The organism is Ihuprevotella massiliensis, assembly GCA_900095835.1.
Lineage (GTDB): Bacteria > Bacteroidota > Bacteroidia > Bacteroidales > Bacteroidaceae > Alloprevotella > Alloprevotella massiliensis.
Map to the genome: position 1 here is coordinate 1,163,549 of LT608321.1, position 20,677 is coordinate 1,184,225.

Consider the following 20,677-nt stretch of genomic DNA (forward strand, 5'->3'; position numbering starts at 1 on the left):
GAGTCGTTCGCTATCCCACCTGCCGAGTGCGGAAAGTTGTTTTTAGGATTAAAATCTCAATCAGGATTATTTGATGAGATCTACACGACCCTTCATTTCTTCGAGTACAGCCTTAGCGATACCGCTAGAAACAGGAGCGTGGTGGTCATACTGCATAGAAGAAGTTGCACGACCAGAAGTGATGGTACGGAGCGCAGTCACATAACCAAACATTTCTGCGAGAGGTACAGTAGCCTTCACGATGCGAGCACCAGAACGGCTGTTTTCCATACCTTCCACTTGACCACGGCGCTTGTTCAAGTCACCGATCACATCACCCATGTTTTCTTCAGGAGTGATAACGTCGAGCTTCATCATGGGCTCCATGAGTACAGGACCTGCTTGTGCGCAAGCATTCTTGTAAGCTTGGAGAGCAGCGATTTCGAAGGAGAGTTGGTCAGAGTCAACGGGGTGGAAAGAACCGTCGAGGAGTTCAACCTTGAGGCTATCGAGGGGGAAGCCACCGAGGACACCGCTCTTCATAGCGTTCTCAAAGCCCTTCTGTACAGAGGGGATGAATTCCTTAGGAATGTTACCACCAGTCACCTTGTTCACGAACTGGAGACCACCTTCCTTGAAGTCCTCATCTACTGGACCAACGTTCACGATGATGTCAGCGAACTTACCGCGACCACCAGATTGCTTCTTGTAGACTTCGCGGAGGTTTACAGTCTTCGTGATAGCTTCCTTGTAGTTTACTTGGGGCTTACCTTGGTTGATTTCCACCTTAAACTCACGACGGAGACGGTCGATGATGATATCGAGGTGGAGCTCACCCATACCAGAAATCACAGTTTGACCGCTTTGTTCGTCAGTCTTCACAGTGAAGGTGGGGTCTTCTTCAGCGAGCTTAGAAAGACCAGTAGAGAGCTTATCGAGATCCTTTTGAGTCTTAGGTTCAACTGCGATACCGATAACGGGATCGGGGAAATCCATAGATTCGAGTACGATAGGAGCACCTTCTTCAGCGAGGGTATCACCAGTGCGGATATCTTTGAAACCTACACCTGCACCGATATCACCAGCACCAATCTTTTCAACAGGATTCTGCTTGTTAGAGTGCATTTGGAAGAGGCGAGAAACGCGTTCCTTCTTACCAGAACGTACGTTGTAAACGTAAGAACCAGCTTCTACCTTACCCGAGTAAACGCGGAAGAAGGTGAGACGACCAACGTAGGGGTCAGTAGCAATCTTAAACGCGAGCGCAGAAGTCTTTTCATCTTCAGAAGGCTCACGAGTTTCAGTTTCACCAGTGTCAGGGTTTACACCTTCGATAGCAGGAGTATCAAGTGGAGAAGGGAGGAACATTACGACATAGTCGAGGAGAGTTTGTACACCCTTATTCTTGAACGAAGAACCGCAGGTCATAGGAACGATGTCGAGTGCGAGCGTACCCTTACGGATAGCAGCAACCACTTCTTCCTCAGTGAGGCTATCGGGATCATCGAAGAACTTCTCCATGAGAGTCTCGTCTTGCTCTGCAGCAAGTTCGATCATCTTTTGGCGCCATTCGTTGCATTCGTCAACGAGTTCAGCGGGGATATCTTCTACGTCATATTCAGCACCCATTGTCTCATCGTGCCAAAGGATAGCCTTCATGCGGATGAGGTCAACGATACCCTTGAACTTTTCTTCAGCACCGATGGGCACAGAGATAACGCAAGGAGTTGCACCGAGGACGTCCTTCATTTGGCGCACTACTTCGAAGAAGTTAGCACCAGAACGGTCCATCTTGTTCACATAACCGATACGAGGTACGTTGTACTTGTCAGCCTGACGCCAAACAGTTTCAGACTGAGGTTCAACACCACCTACTGCGCAATAAGTAGCGACAGCACCATCGAGCACACGGAGTGAGCGTTCTACTTCAGCGGTGAAGTCAACGTGTCCCGGAGTGTCAATGAGGTTGAACTTGTATTGAGTGCCGCGGAAGTTCCAAAAAGCGGTGGTAGCAGCAGAAGTGATCGTGATACCACGTTCTTGCTCTTGTTCCATCCAGTCCATGGTTGCGCCGCCTTCGTGCACTTCACCAATCTTGTGCGTCTTACCAGTGTAGAAAAGGATACGCTCAGACGTGGTGGTCTTACCGGCATCGATGTGCGCCATGATACCGATATTGCGCGTCAAATGGAGATCTTGCTTTGCCATTTTGTTTGTATGCTATTGTGCGATGTGCTAAATTAGAAGCGGAAGTGTGCGAATGCGCGGTTAGCTTCTGCCATACGGTGCATTTCTTCCTTACGCTTGAAAGCACCACCTTGTTCGTTGTAAGCGTCCATGATTTCAGCAGCGAGCTTGTCTGCCATAGTCTTACCACCACGCTTGCGAGCGAAAGAGATAAGGTTCTTCATAGAAACGGATTCCTTACGATCAGGACGGATTTCTGTAGGAACTTGGAAAGTAGCACCACCGATACGACGGCTCTTTACTTCCACTTGGGGAGTTACCTTATCGAGAGCAGTCTTCCAGATTTCGAGTGCACTCTTTTCTTCGCCGCTCATCTTTTCGCCTACGAGTTTGAGAGCAGAGTAGAAAATTTCGTAGCTCACGTTCTTCTTACCATCATACATGAGGTGGTTTACGAACTTAGATACTTTTTGGTCGCCAAACACGGGATCAGGAAGGATCAGGCGCTTCTTTGGTTTTGCTTTACGCATGAGTTTTGTTTTTTGGTTTTGTAAGAGGCTGCAATGTGTCTTCAGCACCTTCGGAGTGCACGCTTATCAAACTTAATGAGTGCACATCAATGAAGAGCTTACTCAACCTTTGCCAACCAATACTTAGTTGTAAAATAAATACGCTAAATGGTCACGAATTGAATGCTTAAGGCAAACACTGCGCATGAGTATCATCGAGTGTTGCACTTATTCAAAGCAGTCCTTCATCGTTGTGGCATTGCTCAATTTAGTAGGAGCACCGCAACTGATTACTCTTCGCACCATCAATTAAGGCTGATTATTTCTTAGCAGCCTTAGGACGCTTCGCACCATACTTGGAGCGGCGTTGAGTACGGTTTGCTACACCAGCAGTATCGAGAGTACCGCGAACGATGTGATAGCGCACACCAGGAAGGTCCTTTACACGACCACCGCGAACGAGAACGATGCTGTGCTCTTGGAGGTTGTGACCTTCACCTGGGATGTAAGAGTTGACTTCCTTACCGTTGGTCAAGCGCACACGTGCTACCTTACGCATAGCAGAGTTTGGTTTCTTAGGCGTGGTTGTGTAAACGCGCACGCAAACACCACGACGCTGGGGGCAGTTTTCCAAAGCTGGAGACTTTGATTGCTCGGCAGCTACTGAACGACCCTTGCGTACAAGTTGTTGAATAGTAGGCATTTTGTTTGTTTTTTAATTGTTTATATTGTTGATTTTGTTGCGAGTTTTAGGAGCAGATTGCACTGCTTTTTCACCAGGCTTTAGTGCATACTAAGCCCTTTGAGGTGCAAAGTTAGCGTTTTTTTCTGGCGTAGCCAACTATTTATAGTCTTTTATTACACGCGCTCTTGCATATTCCACATTTCCTTCGACAATCGCTCCATTTCCGCGGGTGGAGATTTCAAACCAGCCATTCCCTGAACACACCACCACATCCATCACACTTGCATCAACACACACTATTCAAGACTTTGACCAACTAAGACATCTTCCCCAGCAGCAGACAACAAAATAAAGCGTGAGTACTGAACGAGTCAGCACTCACGCTTTTTCTATTGTAGCATTTGAACAATCATCTTTGTTCGATTAAGGAACAAGTACAGATTGTGACAAACGACTTTGAGCATTTTCAGCCTTTACGACATAAACACCAGGAATGTTCACTTGGACACTCTTGCGAGCACCAGCTGCGAGTGTGAAGCGAGCGATGGACTTACCAGCCGCATCAACCACGAGAACGTCACCGCTTTCGGTGGTTGCATTCACCACTTCGATATTGCGCTGAGCATCTGCTACCACAGTGAATCCTGCTTCAGCAGCGCTATCCATAGAACTACCCTTGCGGAGGATGGCGAAGCGCTGTGGCTTATCGTTGACATCAGCCACGAAGCTATACTTATCACCATCGTTGATGGGGGTTTCTTCACCTGTACGCTTGTCGAGAAGCACAAACTCATCGCTAGCCTTGAAGCCCTTGAGATGGAACTTGAGTTCGTAGCGTCCAGCCTTATCCGCGGGAACGAAGCTGAGATCCGTACGCTTCAAGCGATTGGTGGTCTTCACTTGCAGATTCTTGCTTTCTTCGGCATAAAGTTGTGCAGCACCTGCGCTGAGCATCTTTTCACCATCGAAACCATTATCGAAGGCATCAGTAGCCTCTTCATGCTCCACGAGCCAGAGTCTGTCCATAGACTTCTCAGAAGCTACATCTACCATGAGCGAAGCCAGGTGTGAACCCTCAACATCTCTGCGACGAGCACGGTTTGCCGTCTCCGACTGCATAACATCCTTATAACGATAGGATATTGTTGTCTGAGCATTGGCCTTGACAGCGAATGAGCTGAGAGATGGAATCTCCGAGGGCATATCCTCTACATAGCCTGCCAATCCAGCAGGAATAGCCGCAGTGTACTGACCTGATCTATCGCCTGTAGTGTTAGCACCATCACGCGCAAGCCAATTCTCGCGTGAACCTGTATTAAACAGATAGAACGTTTTTACAAGTTTGTTATCATCCTCATATTTAAACTTCGAAATATCCATTGCAGCGGTAAATGGATTGCCGAGGATGTTGATATCGTTGTAGTTTGTGCCAACAGGCGAACCATCGATTGGGAAGTTATAGATTGCAGAACCATCAACATCAGTGTCATTTCCATAAATCAACTTACCCTTAAAGGTGTATCGACTGGGAGTTGCAGTGGTAATTTCATAACCTACGCCAGGTATCAGCAATTCATTAGATGCTAGAGCTTCCCACTTTTCATCGCTATTAGGAACCTGTAGTGTGCGATTATATTTACGCACTATTTCATCGCCAAAGACATTAGACTTCGTGTTATAGTCAGCATCATCGACTTCGTCTACAGGCACACCAAAGTATTGCCAGCCAGCGCGGAGCAAACCATTGCCTCTGCTATGACTTCTAGTTGCGAACTCAACATCTGCTTCCGCAGGCTTCTGCGATTCAACAATCAACGTACCATTACTTGACATAAAGTCATATCCTCCCTTTACACGGAGTATAGCTTGTCCAAAATCACCATCATAAAGCTCACGGCCTTTAACCTCATCCTTAATGATTAACTGTGTAGTAGGTTGCACAGCCAAAGCCTTAGGCGAATAGTTGATATAGTTCTGAACTACACGACCAACACCATCAGTCCAAAGATCACGAATGGCATTGGATCCATAATTATCTTCAGTAGCAAATTCTACGTTTGCCTCAGACTTATCGGTCAATGCTGCATACTCATCTTCTGTGGTTGGTGGCACATAGCGCATCGTCCAGTTTTTCTCGTTATTCCAAACATTGTCTTCAAAGCCATACCAATAGTTACCCTTCAGCGTAATCACATTCGTGCGATAAAAGCGAGCTCTATCACCACCTTGAGTGGGTCTAGCATCTTCTACTACCGTTCTATAGAAAGGATATGGGGTAATATTAAAGAATATAGCACCAACCAATTCTGCTTCATAAGACGACACAAGCGGTGGGCCAACCTGACTTAATTCTTGAATAACATACGGATTACCACTTGGCTGCTCGGTGGTGTACATGTAACCATTAGCATGATTACCTGCTGACGCATTAGGTTCAAAGCTAGACAAACCGACTTGAAAGACATCAGTAGAAGTTTGTTCTGGCCTTCTGACGGAAGTATCAAATGCCTTATTATAAAGCATCGCAAAAATTTTAGCATCACGTCCAAAGCCACGCTTAAATTTCGTCACACCATTTACGACCTCATAGTCTGCAGGATCAACCTCTACATATGCGTCAGTTCCTGCATTCTTTTCGACATACCAAATGTACTGAGTTTTATGCTCAGTACCATCTTGAGCATAAGCTTTTAGCTCAGAGCTTAAATCAATCTCTTGCTGCAGTTTATACTCTGTCTGAGGAATAACAAAGCGACGCTGTGCTGCAACATTAAATCTAGGACGGTTTGTATATCCAATTTTACCATCCAGGGCCATATCTAACCCAACCGGCACTTTTGGCAAAGTGGAGATTTTCAAATTATTCACTGAGAGATCTAATTCCGACTTCAAATTCTGGAAAAAGTCAGCATCATAATTATTAATATCAAGATTTGCTAAATCATTTTCATAATCCGTTCGCTGGCCCGGTTCTTCTCTCTGCCAACGAGATGCACTGAAAATTTGCTGCTGGGCAACAAATGTACTAGGTACTTTAATGTGTTCCAGTTTATTACCTTGAAGACTCATAACGGTAAGACTGGTCAAATTACTATAATCTTCATTCACCAAGCCATTACCCAAGGCAATCACACGCTTCAAAGAAGATGCACTCCCATTCAAGTCCAACTTGGTCAAGTTATTGTGAGAGACATCTATGTTTTCGAGATTGGGAAGAGTAGGTAGAATGAATCGCCCTGCACCTTCTGTTGGTGTATGCAATTCATTGTTTCTCATTGAGAGCAAACGCAAAGCAGGAGTCTCGAGTTCCAAGGCGTTAATTTTCGCTTTAAACGCTTCAACACCCCAGATTCCATCTTCACCAGCTACTTTTACTTCATTCTTTCCAGCAGGGATATCGACCTCCATATATGTATAGGAAGTCATATTCTCCATCACCTGCACCTCTTCACCCTCGTCATTAAGAGTGGTGTAGAAGATAATGGGCCAGTGTTCACGCTCCACACGCGAAGGCAATTCAGGAGCTAATTGAAAATATAGTTTACCACCATTCACGCTACGCAAAAGTTTCACGCGCTGATGGAGGTTACTTGTGACCTTTTCTGAAGCTACTCTAGTCTGCGCAGGAAGTTGCGCACCTACACCAAGAAGGCATATTGCGATAAAACTACGCAACACACCATTCGTGCATGGAGCAAGAAAAGAAGTGAGAAGAGTCAAAGATTTAGTCATTGATTATTCGATAGATAAGCTTTTTCAATTTACTCTACACGCTGTAGAATAAGAAAACTATAGCACCTTGCGTATAGTCTCTAATCGGGAGCAAAGTTACAAATAAAACAGAGAATGACCAAAATATATGGTCATTCTCTGTTGTTTTATGTTGATTTTTCTCTATTTTATCCCCTTTCTTGCCATTTCGAGCAACAAAAAAGACAAAACTTCAAGGATGAGTACAACACCACGAATCGAAAGTTTTATAATAAAATCTCACCCTCTAATCTTCAAAGACGGTGCAAATTGCCACGCTGTTCCATTCGGATTCACGGAAAAGATGACCTACTCCGCCGCCATCTGCATCGATGCGATTTTTAGAAATGCCATATTGTGCAATCAACAGATTCTTAACGGCTTCCGCACGTTGCTTTGCAATGCGTATGTTGGTAGCAAGCGGACCTTCGGGAGAAGAATATCCGCGGACCTCCACACGCGCACGAGGGTGGGACTTCAAGTAAGCTGCCACACGCTCCACATTAGGAAACTGAGGTGCATCGACCACGACACGTCCCACACCAAAGCTGATGATAGTTTCTAATTTATGCACTACTTTAGCCGTAGTCTGTGCAGTCGCAGGAGCAGAAGTCACAGCTGGTGATGTTGTCACGCCAGTGGCTGTGGTAGCTGGAGTGGTCTCAGCTATGGGAGCAATCAAGGGCATCGTCTGAGGATTGGCGACTATTTTTGCCAAAAGCAACTCGAGTTGCGCGATGCGCTGCTTCTGGGTAGCGAGGAGCACATCGCGATTCGCCATTTCTTTCAAGAAGAATTGCATCACTTTTTTATCATCCGTCATGGGTACTCCTAAAGCTAACCCATCAAGCGTAGTGGGAGCAGCTGTTGCCGCCTCAAGCACGGGTTGTGTCTCAACTGGAACAACAGGGGCGTTGGAAACAGTAGTAGAAGTGGACACGACAGGGGTGGGAGTTTCCACTGGGGCATTCACCACAGCTGGAGCGTTAGCCACCTGTGCAGACACCACAGGCTCATTCACCAGAGCAACAGGCGCAATAGGTGCAGGCACTAGCTGACAGAGGGCAAGAGTCCGCTTTGCCCCCAAACGATAAGTGACTCCAAGAGAGAGGTCAAACTCTGCGCGATTAGCATTAAAACTCTCATAATTTACTGCCCCATCATTGCGTAAGTCGAAACGCACACCAGGGCGCACACCGATGCCCCAACGTCGATGGGCACCAAAATTACAAGTAAAATCTATACCCCACTTGCTCACCAAATAGTTGGCATCAAAACTGTTGCGGCGCGATTTATTGAAAATATGTCCCCATCCGGCAGAACCCTTTACTTCGACTTCAAACAATCGGGGTCGTCCCACACTTCCAGCAAAGAGATTGCCCAAGTTCAGGCTACCCACCAGATGCACTTGCGAACGCTCGTAACGTGTAAGAGAGAGCTTGTTGTTCCAAGACACATAATCCACGTCCACACCGAGAGAAAAAGCCGAGGTGAGCTGTTTCTTCATCCCTACTGTGAGAGTTGGTGTGAGGAGTTTGGGTTGAGGTTCGTAAATAAGGGGATGCACGACTCCCCCTGCTACAGTAACAGACCAGTTGTCCGAAAATTTAGGGAAAGCGGTGTATTGCGCACGTGCACCAACGAGTGTCGTGCCAGCCAACAGGGTAAAGAGCAGTCTTTTCATAAAACTATAATTCTATATATCGCCTTCTTTCAAGGCTTCTGTGAGGATATCATAGCGCATCGCCTGCACATAGCCTCACACCCTTCAAGCAAATGCGCTATGACGTCAAGGAGTTTACTACATCCATCACGCATTTCTGGGTGAGAGGAAGAGCCAAAACAAGTACACTGTCGTCATATCTAAGCGCCATAGTTGCCACGGCACATAGGGACACAATTCCTCATTTGCAAAATTACGGGGTAATTAAGAGAAATCCAAATTATTACAGAGATTTCTTGCACTTCGTTTGCTCAATTCGCTGTTTCGTGCTATATTTGCTTATGATTGTTTGTCATGCAATGACAGTGTTTCGCTTTGGCACTGAAATTGCAAAATTACAATTCGACGACATCCAACGCGCAATGCACGCACTAGAGGCTGTGCCGTTCGGAAGTTTTGTCACCCTACTAGAATTCACATTTATCATCCTAATAACTTGACCACATCATGGCACAAGAACAAGCTCCTCAACAGCTCCAAATCGAGCTGACTCCCGAAGTAGCCAACGGCAACTACAGCAACTTGGCAATCATCAACCACAGCAACCAAGAATTTGTCATCGATTTCGTGGCAGCTCTTCCCGGTTTGCCCCAAGCTCGCGTGAACAACCGCCAAATCCTCTCTCCCGAAAGCGCTAAGCGTCTCCTTTTCGCGCTTCAAGAAAATGTAGTGAACTACGAGCAACAATTTGGCACGATTCAACTTGGTGGCGCTCCTGAAGCTGCTCAACCCGAAGGCATTGGCCGCACTGCTACTCCTTTCGGTTTGCCCGAAGGCAACGCTTAATTGCGTCCTTGATGCGGTAGTCAGCACTGCGCTGAACGATAAAAGTATCCCATTCATCCTGCGATGAGTGGGATTTTTTTGGCTCCCAACGAATACTGCTGCGCTGAAGACGAATTAATTCTGAAGATGTCAATCATAAAGGGCTTCCTCGCTTCAACACATCGAATTTGAAACCTCAGAAATTCATGATTGCTCTCTCCCCTTCAGAAGAAGTGTAGCTCAATACGTAGGAGAGGACTAAAAAAATGATGGAGATTTTCTCAAAAACGTGGGAGATTTTCTCGAAAACGATGGAGATTTTTCAAAAAACGTGGGAGTTTTTTTTCTGAACAACGGAGCTTTATTTCTAAGCGACGGACGATTGAGCAAGCGGCATGGAGCATTCCGCTGCAATACTTTACCTAGAAAATCTCTCCTCTGGAAAGCCTGGCAAGGAAGCGCGAAAACACAGCCTTAAAAAGTGTTGCAATCCTCTCCCCTTGCGCGGGCGCGCGCACGCGCACCCTGCAATTTATGCCTTTTTGCTTTCACAACCTTCACAGATTTCCGCGTAACCTTCTTTGTATCAAGTCGTAACAAGCACTTTTCGGACATATTTTAACAAAACAACGAGTTCCTCCTTGAAAAGGGACATAGCCTCGAGATTTTCGGCACTGGTTTCCCGTGACTACAGCAACCCGATTTTTCGAGTTTGAAACAGGACACGTGTGAAGGTTGTGAAAGCAAAAAAGTGGAAATCGCAGGGAAGGCGCGCATGTACGCGCGCGTGAGAAACCGCATCAAAAAACGTGAGGGAAAAGCCCCTCAAACAATGAAAGCTAAGGGAGAAACAAAATTGATTGAGAAAACGCATGAAAAACACGTGGTGACGGGCAAATGTCCCCTTTTGACTTGGTGTCATGACAGAGGATGCAAGCGCAGAGGCAAGCGAGGGATGCTGCTCAGCTGATTTCGCAACTCACTCTCTATGCTGGCAATAAAACTCATTATCACTACATATTGCAATCTCTACCTATCATTTTACACTATGGCTCAAGAAAAAAATGCAGTTTTCTGCGATTTTTTATCACTTTGCCCTCATATCCTCCCATATACTTATAGGGAGCCACAGGCAGAAAAACACCGCTCACAAAAAAGTGAGGAAGCCGCGCTCCCCCACTCTATCTTCTTTCACGGCACTAAGCCAACACCATATACTTCCTCACCAGAGGACTTGCCCTCAGTTCTTCGTGATGCGCGCCAAATAGGCAGTGCTATCAGCGTCTTCGCGAAGCACTTCGACGCTATAACCATGGCGCGCAGCTTCTGCCACCAGCGTCTCGCGGTCAATGTAGAGCCAATTAAAGGGTTCGCCTTCCATTGCTCCATAGCTCATGCGATAGTCCACCTCGCCATAGTAGCCTTCCACCCCAGTGAGGTCGAGAAAACCGTCTTCATCTTCGTAGATGTAGGACAAGTCGCAAGCATCGGTGATGACGCTACCACCAGGAGCCAGCAGTTCATCTAGGCGTGCAAAAAAGGCTGGGAGCTCGTTGAGACCTCCGCAGATGCCCAGACCGTTCATGAGCATGAAAATGGTATCATAGTCTTTGCCAAAATCATCGGTGAAGAAATCTGCCAGTTGCACTTGCTGCAATCCGCGTTGGCGCATGGCAGCCACACACCCCGGACTCACATCAATAGACACCACTTCGTGCCCTTGGGTTTGAAGGGCAAGAGCATGGCATCCGGCTCCGGCACCCACATCGAGCACTCTGCCGCAAGCATGGCTCAGCGCAGCACGCTCTAGGGGCGGCATCTCGGTGAAAGTTCTGAAGAGATGCGACACAGGAATCTCATCATCGTCAAATATCGTGGAATGCACCGCGATGGATTCTGCCTGTCCATTTTGCAAATAGTCGAGCACGGCTTGTCCCATCGGATCATGTTGGGGAGAGAGGGTCATAGTTGGAAAAGGATGAAGGGGCTACTCCGTGTCGGCGCGAGCTGTGATGCTCTTCCTGCATTTCATTGCAGTGAAATGGAACAACGGCAGGCGTGACAAGACGCAGGAGCAGCGGTCGATGAAAGGGAGGAAAAACAAAAACACTCCCCACCAAGTGGAGGACTCAGTGGGGAGTGTCGGGAGGTTTAGCCCACAAGGGGCGAAATGTGAGAGAGATTAGTCTTCAGACTTCTCTTCAGAGGTTTGGTAGTCGTCCATGTCACCCACAACGATGCGGTTGAACTCGCGGAGACCAGTACCGGCAGGAATGAGGTGACCGCAGATGACGTTTTCCTTCATACCTTCGAGGTAGTCCGTCTTACCAGAGATAGCAGCTTCGTTGAGCACCTTAGTGGTTTCTTGGAAGGATGCTGCTGACATGAAGGACTTGGTCTGGAGGGCTGCACGAGTGATACCTTGCAGGATTTGGGTAGAGGTGGCAGGCACGGCATCGCGAACAACTACGGGCTTGAGGTCGCGGCGCTTGAGCTGTGAGTTTTCGTCACGGAGCTTACGAGCCGTTACAATCATACCCTTCTTCATTGTTTCAGAATCGCCTTGGTCCACAACGACTTTCTTACCCCAGATGCGATCGTTCTCTTCTGCAAAGTCGTTTTTGTCGACGATTTGAGATTCGAGGAAGCGGGTGTCACCAGCTTCGTTGATCTGCACCTTGCGCATCATCTGACGCACGATAACTTCAAAGTGCTTGTCGTTGATTTTTACACCTTGCAAACGATAAACGTCTTGCACCTCGTTGACGATGTATTCCTGAACGGCGGTAGGACCCTGGATGGCAAGGATGTCGCCAGGAGTGATGCTACCATCGGAGAGAGGCGTACCAGCGCGAACGTAGTCGTTCTCTTGTACCAAGATTTGCTTGGAGAGAGGCACGAGATACTTCTTGATTTCACCGAGCTTAGAAGTCACGATGATTTCACGATTACCGCGCTTGATGCTACCCATGGTGATTTCACCATCGATTTCAGAAACGACAGCGGGGTTGGATGGGTTGCGCGCCTCGAAGAGCTCAGTCACACGAGGCAGACCACCGGTGATGTCACCAGCAGAACCGACCACACGAGGAATCTTGACGATGACGTCACCCGCCTTGAGCACTTGTTGGTCTTCGACAGACAAGTGACCGTTGATGGGGAAGTTGTAAGTGCGGAGCGTTTCGCCACTTTCGTTGACGATGTGCGCAGTAGGCACTACACCACGTTCCTTAGATTCGATGATGATGCGTTCGCGGAGACCAGTAGCTTCGTCTTCTTCGACACGGTAGGTGACACCTTCGCGCACGTCTTCGAAGACAATGCGACCAGCCACTTCGGTAACGATAACGGCGTTGAAGGGGTCCCACTTAGCCACCACAGTTCCCTTAGAGATGCTCTGCCCATCGTTGACGAAGAGTTGTGAGCCGTAAGGTACGTTTTGGGTAGAAAGGACGATGCCTGTATTCTCGTTGATGAAGCGAACTTCGGTGAGTCGAGAAACAACCACCTTGCCGGGAGTGCCGTCGTCACCCATCACGTCTACAGTGCGGAGTTCGTCGAATTCAGCACGGCAGTCGCTCTTAGCCACGATAGTTGCGTTGGCAGCAGCACCACCGGCGATACCACCGGCGTGGAACGTACGGAGTGTGAGCTGTGTACCAGGTTCACCGATGGATTGTGCAGCGATGACACCCACAGCTTCACCCTTCTGTACCATCTTAGAGGTAGAGAGGTTGCGACCGTAGCACTTCATGCAGACACCATGACGGCTTTCGCAGGTGAGCACGGAACGGATTTCCACTTCTTCGATGCCTGCAGCCTCGATAGCTGCTGCGATGGCTTCAGTGATTTCTTCACCACTGTGCACGAGGATGTGTCCATCTTCGGGGTGTGCGATGTCGTGAACAGAAACGCGACCGAGGATGCGCTCAGAGAGGGAAGAAACGATTTCTTCACCATTCTTCAATGCGGTGCAAACGAGTCCGCGGAGGGTGCCGCAGTCTTCTTCGTTGATGATGACATCGTGTGACACGTCTACAAGACGACGAGTGAGGTAACCTGCGTCGGCAGTCTTCAAAGCGGTATCCGCAAGACCCTTACGCGCACCGTGGGTAGAGATAAAGTACTCCAACACGGACATACCTTCCTTAAAGTTAGAAAGGATGGGGTTTTCAATCGTAGAACGGGTGTCGGCACCTGCCTTTTGGGGCTTCGCCATCAAACCACGCATACCAGCGAGCTGAGCAATCTGATCGGCGCTACCACGAGCACCAGAGTCGAGCATCATGAAGACTGCGTTGAAACCTTGGTCGGCTTCGGTCATTTGCTTCATGAGGGTGCTCTTGATGTCGCTGTTCACCTTGGTCCAAGTGTCGATAACTTGGTTGTAACGCTCGTTGTCGGTGATGAAACCCATACCATAGTCACCCATGATTTGTTCGATGCGGTCGTTACCAGCCTTCACGATTTCAGCCTTTTCCTTAGGAATGATGATATCGTCGAGGTTGAACGAAAGACCACCTTCGTATGCCTTGCGATAACCGAGGTTTTTGATGCCATCGAGGAATTCGCAAGCGCGGGTCATACCAACGCACTTGATGACCTTGGTGATGATGTCGCGGAGAGACTTCTTAGAGATGATGGTATTAACAAAACCTACTTCGCTAGGAATGACTTCGTTGACAATGACACGACCTACAGAAGTTTCCACCAAGTGACGGATGGGGAGACCATTCTCATTGATGTCGTCTACCAACACTTTGACAGGGGCGTGCATCGCAACCTTACCTTCGTTGTAGGCGATGATGGCTTCTTCAGGTCCGTAGAAGGTGAGACCAGTGCCCTTCGCACCAGGACGGAGCTTAGAGATGTAGTAGAGACCGAGCACCATGTCCTGCGAGGGCACTGTGATAGGTGCACCGTTGGCAGGGTTGAGGATGTTGTGGCTCTGGAGCATGAGCATTTGTGACTCCAAGATGGCTTCGTTGGAGAGGGGGAGGTGGACTGCCATTTGGTCACCGTCGAAGTCGGCGTTAAATGCAGTACATGCCAAGGGGTGGAGCTGGATAGCCTTACCTTCAATCATCTTGGGCTGGAACGCCTGGATGGAGAGACGGTGAAGCGATGGAGCACGGTTGAGGAACACGGGGTGTCCCTTCATGACGAGTTCGAGGATGTCCCAGATGATGGGGTCGCGACGATCGACAATCTTCTTCGCGCTCTTCACGGTCTTCACGATACCGCGCTCGATGAGCTTGCGGATGACAAAGGGCTTATAGAGCTCTGCTGCCATGAGCTTGGGAAGACCACATTCTCCCATCTTGAGTTCGGGACCTACAACGATAACGGAACGACCAGAATAGTCGACACGCTTACCAAGGAGGTTTTGACGGAAGCGACCTTGCTTACCCTTCAATGAGTCGGAGAGGGACTTGAGGGGGCGGTTGCTTTCGCTCTTCACTGCACTACTCTTGCGGCTGTTGTCGAAGAGGCTATCCACTGCTTCTTGAAGCATACGCTTTTCGTTGCGGAGGATGACTTCGGGAGCCTTGATTTCGAGCAAACGCTTGAGGCGATTGTTGCGAATGAGCACGCGGCGATAGAGGTCGTTCAAGTCGGAAGTGGCGAAACGGCCACCATCGAGGGGAACGAGGGGACGCAGCTCGGGAGGAGTGACGGGGATAATCTTCATGATCATCCACTCGGGCTTGTTGCGATCCTTAGAGGCACGGAAAGACTCTACGACTTGGAGACGCTTGAGGGCATCGTTCTTCTTAGCTACAGAACCATCGCTGTTGGCGCGGTCGCGGAGCTCATAGGAGAGGCTGTCGAGGTCGATGCGTTGCAAAAGGTCGAGGATCGCCTCTGCACCCATTTTTGCGATGAACTTATTGGGGTCGCTGTCCTCGAGATATTGATTATCACGGGGGAGCTTAGCCAAAGCATCGAGATATTCGTCTTCGGTCAACAAATCGTTGACTGCGAAATCATCTGCAAGAGCACCAGGTTGTACGACAACATAACGTTCGTAGTAGATGATTTGATCGAGCTTCTTGGTGGGGATACCGAGGAGATAGCCCATCTTGTTGGGAAGAGAGCGGAAATACCAGATGTGTGCTACAGGCACGACCAACTGGATGTGTCCAGCACGCTCACGACGCACCTTTTTCTCGGTCACTTCCACACCACAACGGTCGCAGACGATGCCTTTGTAGCGGATGCGCTTATACTTTCCGCAGTGGCACTCATAGTCCTTGGTAGGACCGAAGATGCGTTCGCAGAAAAGTCCATCGCGCTCGGGCTTGTAGGTGCGGTAGTTGATGGTTTCGGGTTTCAATACTTCACCATAGGAGTTCTCCTGAATTTCTTCAGGAGAAGCCAAGCCTATGGTAATCTTGGTGAAGTTAGTTTTTATCTTTCTGTCTGTCTTGAAAGCCATAACTGAAATATATGTGGGTGAGAAAGATGCTTGTGATTAGTCGAGCGAGATGCTGAGACCGAGACCACGGAGCTCATGGAGCAACACGTTGAGTGATTCGGGGATGCCAGGAGTTGGCATGGAATCACCCTTAACGATAGCTTCGTAAGCCTTGGAACGGCCGGTGACATCATCGGACTTGATGGTGAGGATTTCTTGAAGCACGTGGCTAGCACCGAAGGCTTCGATTGCCCAGACTTCCATCTCTCCGAAACGCTGACCACCAAACTGTGCTTTACCACCAAGAGGTTGCTGAGTGATGAGAGAGTAAGGTCCGATAGAACGTGCGTGCATCTTGTCTTCTACCATGTGACCGAGCTTAAGCATGTAGGTCACACCAACGGTTGCCTTTTGGTCGAATTCTTCACCGGTGGCACCGTCATAAAGCTGAGTTGCGCAGTAGCGGGGAAGACCGGCTTTGTCGGTCCATTCACAGAGGTCTTCGAGGTGTGCACCGTCAAAGATGGGGGTAGCAAACTTGAGACCGAGCTTCTTACCAGCGTAACCAAGTACGGCTTCAAACACCTGTCCGATGTTCATACGAGAAGGCACACCGAGGGGGTTGAGCACGATGTCGACGGGAGTACCATCTGCGAGGAATGGCATATCTTCTTGACGCACGATTTTAGAGACAATACCCTTGTTACCGTGACGACCTGCCATCTTATCACCGACACCAATCTTACGCTTCTTAGCGATGTAGACCTTAGCCATCTGGATGATACCACTGGGGAGTTCATCACCGATGGTGATGGCATACTTTTCGCGCATACGCTTGGCATCCATCTCGTTGAATTTGCGGAGATAGTTGATGACAAGTGCACGAATCATGCCGTCGATGCGAGCATCACCCGTCCAGTTTTCCAACTCGAGCGCAGTGAAGTCGAGAGTCGCAAAGAGGCTCTTAGAGAACTTAGCACCCTTGGCGATAACTTCTGCACCGATGTTGTCCTTCACACCGAGAGAGGTGAAGTCCTTGGTGAGGGCAACGAGCTTATCGAGCATGATGCTCTTGAGTTCGTTGGTTTCGCTATCGAACTTATTGTCAATTTTCTCAAGACGTTCTTTGTCTTTGAGCTTTTCTGCACGAGAGAGTTTGTGAACGCGGCTGAAGAGGCGTTTGTTGATAACAACACCAGAGAGAGAAGGATTGGCCTTCAAAGAAGCGTCCTTCACATCGCCTGCCTTCTCACCGAAGATGGCACGAAGCAACTTTTCTTCTGGAGTGGGGTCGCTTTCTCCCTTTGGAGTGATCTTACCGATGAGGATATCGCCAGGAACGATGCGAGCACCGACACGAACAATACCATTTTCGTCGAGATCCTTGGTAGCGTCTTCTGACACGTTGGGGATGTCGTTGGTGAGCTGCTCCATACCGCGCTTGGTTTCGCGCACTTCGAGGGAGTACTCATCGACGTGTACTGAGGTGAGGATATCTTCGCGCACCATACGTTCGTTGAGCACGATAGCATCTTCATAGTTGTATCCCTTCCAAGGCATATAAGCAACGAGGAGGTTGCGACCCAATGCGAGTTCGCCATCTTCTGTAGCATAACCTTCGGTGAGGATGTCACCAGCCTTGACACGTTGTCCCTTGTCGCAAGTTGGACGAAGGTCGATGGTCATGTTCTGGTTGGTACGACGGAACTTAGGAATGTTGTACTCTACAGTGGCAGGTTCGAAGGCTACAAACTCTTCGTCCTCGGTGCGATCGTAGGTGATAACAATCTTAGTGGCATCAACGTAATCGATTACACCATCACGTTCTGCGGTGATCATCGTACGGCTGTTTTCGCAGACTTGCTTCTCAATACCTGTACCGACGATAGGTGCTTCGGAACGAATGAGAGGCACAGCCTGACGCATCATGTTAGATCCCATGAGTGCACGGTGAGCGTCATCGTGCTCCAAGAAGGGAATCAAAGCTGCTGCGATTGAGGCAATCTGCTGAGGAGCTACGTCCATGAGCTGCACTTCCGCAGGGGGAACCACGGGATAGTCAGCATCTTGACGGCTCTTAACCGTCTTACGGATGAAGCTGCCATCTTCGTTCAAGGGTGCGTTACCCTGACCGATGATTTTGCCTTCTTCTTCTTCAGCACTGAGATACACTGCAGTGCTGTTGTCAAGATTTACTTTATAAATATCGTTGCCTTCAGCATCCTTCTCACCACTGTTTTCGATGACACGATAAGGGGTTTCGATGAAGCCGAGGTCGTTGATCTTAGCATATACGCAGAGAGAAGAGATCAAACCAATGTTTGGTCCTTCAGGGCTTTCAATAGGACAGAGACGACCATAGTGAGTGTAGTGTACGTCACGCACCTCGAAGCCGGCACGCTCACGAGACAAACCACCAGGACCAAGTGCAGAAAGGCGGCGCTTGTGCGTTACTTCAGCCAAGGGGTTGGTTTGGTCCATGAATTGTGACAAAGCGTTCGTACCGAAGAACGAGTTGATCACACTGGAAATGGTCTTTGCGTTGATGAGCTCTACGGGAGTGAAGACTTCGTTGTCACGAACGTTCATGCGCTCACGGATAGTGCGGCTCATACGTGCCAAACCGATAGAGAATTGGTTGGAGAGTTGTTCGCCAACGGTGCGCACACGACGGTTAGACAAGTGGTCGATGTCGTCTACTTGTGCCTTAGAGTTGATGAGCTCAACGAGATACTTGATAATTTCGATGATGTCTTCACGAGTCAATACGCGAACATCGAAGTCTGTGTCGAGTCCCAACTTCTTGTTGATGCGGTAGCGACCTACTTCACCCAAGTCATAACGCTTTTCTGAGAAGAAAAGATTGTTGATAACTTCGCGAGCACTTGCTTCATCAGCAGGGTCTGAGTTACGGAGCTGACGGTAGATATACATCACAGCTTCGCGCTCAGAGTTAGTTGCGTCCTTTTGGAGCGTGTTAAAGATGATAGAGTAATCGCTGTTTGAAGCATCTTCGTGGTGGAGCAAAATTGTATCTACACCAGATTCGATGATGTCAACGATGTTGTCTTCATCCAATGTGGTTTCACGATCTACGATAATCTCAGAACGTTCGATAGAAACAACTTCACCAGTGCCTTCGTCTACGAGGTCTTCTACCCAAGTGCGAACAACACGACCCGCAACCTTGCGGCCGATTACCTTCTTGAGGTTGGTCTTGTTGACCTTAACTTCTTCTGCAAGATTAAAGAGCAACAGGATGTCCTTGTCGTTAGCATAACCGATGGCACGAAGCAACGTAGTAACGGGCAACTTCTTCTTACGATCAATGTAAGCATACATCACGCTGTTGATATCCGTTGCAAACTCGATCCAGCTTCCCTTGAAAGGAATGATACGTGCACTATAGAGTTGAGAGCCGTTAGCGTGTACGCTCGATCCAAAGAATACACCAGGTGAACGGTGCAACTGTGACACAACAACGCGTTCAGCACCATTGATGATGAACGTACCATTGTCGGTCATGTAGGGGATTGGACCGAGGAAGACGCTTTGTTCCACCGTCTCAAACTCTTCGTGATCGGGGTCAGTGCAGAACAACTTGAGTTTTGCACGGAGGGGCACGCTATAGGTGAGACCACGTTCCAAGCACTCTTCAATGCTGTAACGGGGAGCATCAATATAGTAGTCCAAAAACTCAAGGACGAAGTTGTTGCGAGTGTCTGCGATGGGGAAGTTTTCAGCAAACACTTTGTACAAGCCATCGTTCTTACGTTGTTCAAAAGGAGTATCCAATTGGAGGAATTCCTTGAATGATTTCAACTGGACGTCGAGGAAATCGGGATACGGCATCGGATTGTTTACCGACGCGAAGTTGACACGATTATTGATTACTTGCGACATTCTAGAAGTCTTTATCTTAAATTATTATTGGTGACCTCAAGCAGGTATCAGCCGCTTGAGACCTTGTCTTACGAAAGAACGACACATCTGTGCTTCGTGAAAACTACAACTGACAGGATGATAACAAACAAACTAACAAACAATCAAGACGTTGTAAGCTTCTTCCAAAGACAATCACAAGAAGCAGAAAGTCCTTGAAAGCACATCAAAGTGACGTACTTCGCGATAAGACACAAAAAGGTTAAGAACCCTCTACCAGAGGATCCTTAACCGTATTCCCTATTGGGAGGGTAGACTTGAATTAAGCAAGTTCTACTTCAGCACCAGCTTCTTCGAGAGCCTTCTTGAGTGCTTCAGCTTCTTCCTTACCTACACCTTCCTTGAGCTTGCTAGGAACACCGTCAACGAGGTCCTTAGCTTCCTTCAAACCGAGACCGCAAGCTTCCTTCACAGCCTTAACGACTTGGAGCTTAGCAGCACCTGCGCTCTTGAGAACAACGTCGAAAGAGCTCTTCTCTTCAGCGGCAGCAGCACCAGCTGCACCAGGAGCAGCAACAGCAACAGCTGCAGCAGCGGGTTCAATACCGTACTCTTCCTTGAGGACAGTTGCAAGTTCGTTTACTTCTTTTACAGTAAGATTCACAAGTTCTTCTGCAAGGGCTTTGATATCTGCCATAATTGTATGTATTTATTGATTTGAGTTTTGTGTGAAATCTCAACTTCTTCCGTCTGCATTTGACATTTGTAGTGCAGCAGAA

10 protein-coding genes are annotated in these 20,677 nt (G+C 48.3%); 1 reads left to right on the forward strand and 9 read right to left on the reverse strand.

Features of this window, described 5'->3' with window-relative positions:
• Positions 1-66: 66 nt before the first annotated feature.
• The 5 genes from fusA to BQ2633_RS04930 all read right to left on the reverse strand — a co-directional run bounded on the left by fusA (position 67) and on the right by BQ2633_RS04930 (position 8,794).
• Positions 67-2,187, reverse strand: a complete 2,121-nt coding sequence (gene fusA, locus BQ2633_RS04910) for an elongation factor G (protein WP_075565476.1) — start codon at positions 2,185-2,187, stop codon at positions 67-69.
• Between the two features lie 32 nt (positions 2,188-2,219).
• Complete coding sequence (gene rpsG / locus BQ2633_RS04915; RefSeq protein ID WP_075565477.1) at positions 2,220-2,696, reverse strand: 30S ribosomal protein S7; 477 nt, start codon at positions 2,694-2,696, stop codon at positions 2,220-2,222.
• Positions 2,697-2,994: 298 nt separating this feature from the next.
• Positions 2,995-3,378 (reverse strand): 30S ribosomal protein S12, encoded by a 384-nt coding sequence (rpsL, locus tag BQ2633_RS04920; RefSeq protein ID WP_009752346.1) that lies wholly within the window; start codon positions 3,376-3,378, stop codon positions 2,995-2,997.
• 405 nt (positions 3,379-3,783) lie between these two features.
• Positions 3,784-7,092: a leucine-rich repeat domain-containing protein gene (locus tag BQ2633_RS04925; protein WP_075565478.1), complete on the reverse strand. Its 3,309-nt coding sequence runs from the start codon at positions 7,090-7,092 to the stop codon at positions 3,784-3,786.
• A 265-nt stretch (positions 7,093-7,357) separates the two neighbouring features.
• Complete coding sequence (locus BQ2633_RS04930; protein ID WP_075565480.1) at positions 7,358-8,794, reverse strand: OmpA family protein; 1,437 nt, start codon at positions 8,792-8,794, stop codon at positions 7,358-7,360.
• Positions 8,795-9,280: 486 nt separating this feature from the next.
• Between BQ2633_RS04930 and BQ2633_RS04940 the strand changes: the two genes are divergently transcribed.
• Entirely contained in the window at positions 9,281-9,619 is a 339-nt protein-coding gene (locus BQ2633_RS04940) for a DUF3467 domain-containing protein (protein WP_075565483.1), read from the forward strand.
• Between the two features lie 1,219 nt (positions 9,620-10,838).
• On the opposite strand, the gene BQ2633_RS04950 is transcribed toward BQ2633_RS04940, so the two are convergent.
• From BQ2633_RS04950 to rplL, 4 genes are all read right to left on the reverse strand, one after another.
• A complete protein-coding gene (locus tag BQ2633_RS04950; RefSeq protein WP_075565487.1) occupies positions 10,839-11,564 on the reverse strand; it encodes a methyltransferase domain-containing protein in 726 nt (241 codons plus the stop codon).
• A 216-nt stretch (positions 11,565-11,780) separates the two neighbouring features.
• Entirely contained in the window at positions 11,781-16,037 is a 4,257-nt protein-coding gene (gene rpoC / locus BQ2633_RS04955; RefSeq protein WP_075565489.1) for a DNA-directed RNA polymerase subunit beta', read from the reverse strand.
• A 36-nt stretch (positions 16,038-16,073) separates the two neighbouring features.
• Positions 16,074-19,919: a DNA-directed RNA polymerase subunit beta gene (gene rpoB / locus BQ2633_RS04960; RefSeq protein WP_075565491.1), complete on the reverse strand. Its 3,846-nt coding sequence runs from the start codon at positions 19,917-19,919 to the stop codon at positions 16,074-16,076.
• Between the two features lie 301 nt (positions 19,920-20,220).
• The gene (gene rplL, locus BQ2633_RS04965) at positions 20,221-20,595 is read right to left on the reverse strand and encodes a 50S ribosomal protein L7/L12 (RefSeq protein WP_075565493.1); all 375 of its coding nucleotides are present in this window, start codon (positions 20,593-20,595) and stop codon (positions 20,221-20,223) included.
• Positions 20,596-20,677 lie beyond the last annotated feature (82 nt).